Genomic DNA, 820 nt, shown 5'->3' on the forward strand with positions numbered 1-820 from the left:
TCGATTTCTACCGTCTCTTTCTTACCAATCATTTTCGCGTTGGGTTGTTCTTGCAGGTAGTCATACCCAGCAAACACCCACGCGTTATCATCTAGGTAAGTTTTGCCAATCAGGATTGGCGCAGAGAACTGTTTACGCGAGGTAAGGTTCACCACGGTATCTACCGTATGCCCAGCAATCGTCATCGGCATTTTTACGGTTGGACGCAAAATCGGTTTTTTGCTGGTGCGACTGCGGATAGCACTGATGCGCTCAAGATCGTCGGTTACCGTGATCTCTTTGCCAGTATAAGGATGCTGAATCGTGAAACTGACGGTGACTTGATAAGGTTCAAAACTGTTGGCTTCCCATTTGGCTTGCGTGCCACCTAAATCGTCGACAATTGCCCACAGCAGTTTGTCATCTTTAAGATTTTTGTATTGGGGATTGCTGCTGCTTACGTGAATATTTTCTGCATGCATGGAGGTGGTGTCAGCGCCGGTATCAATTTTACCGATGAAAGGGACGTCACTTAGCTCAGGAATTTCGCTGTAATACACACTTTCGACCCGCCCTAAAACTAACTTATCATCAAGTTGATAAATGGGATCTTGCGTGGTTGCAGAGATGGATTGCGCCCAACCAAACGGGGCTATCAGGAGAGCACTAGAGAGTGCCAGAGCCAAAGACATTTTTTTCATCATGATTATCCGTGTGAGCCAAGGTATATAAAATTAGTCGCCAACAGAACTTATAAGTTCTCAATTTAATTACAGTTTTGACATAAATCTGACCGATGTCCACCAGCGACCGGTAAATTTTTGCGAAGCTAATTTAAAAC

At 44.6% G+C, this 820-nt stretch carries 1 protein-coding gene; it reads right to left on the reverse strand.

Annotation, left to right across the window (positions count from 1 at the left end):
• On the reverse strand, window positions 1-683 hold a 683-nt coding region (locus R7P74_RS25765; protein ID WP_443293393.1), incomplete at its 3' end, for an ATP-dependent zinc protease family protein.
• Window positions 684-820 lie beyond the last annotated feature (137 nt).

It is taken from the genome of Vibrio sp. 2033 (assembly GCF_033339735.1).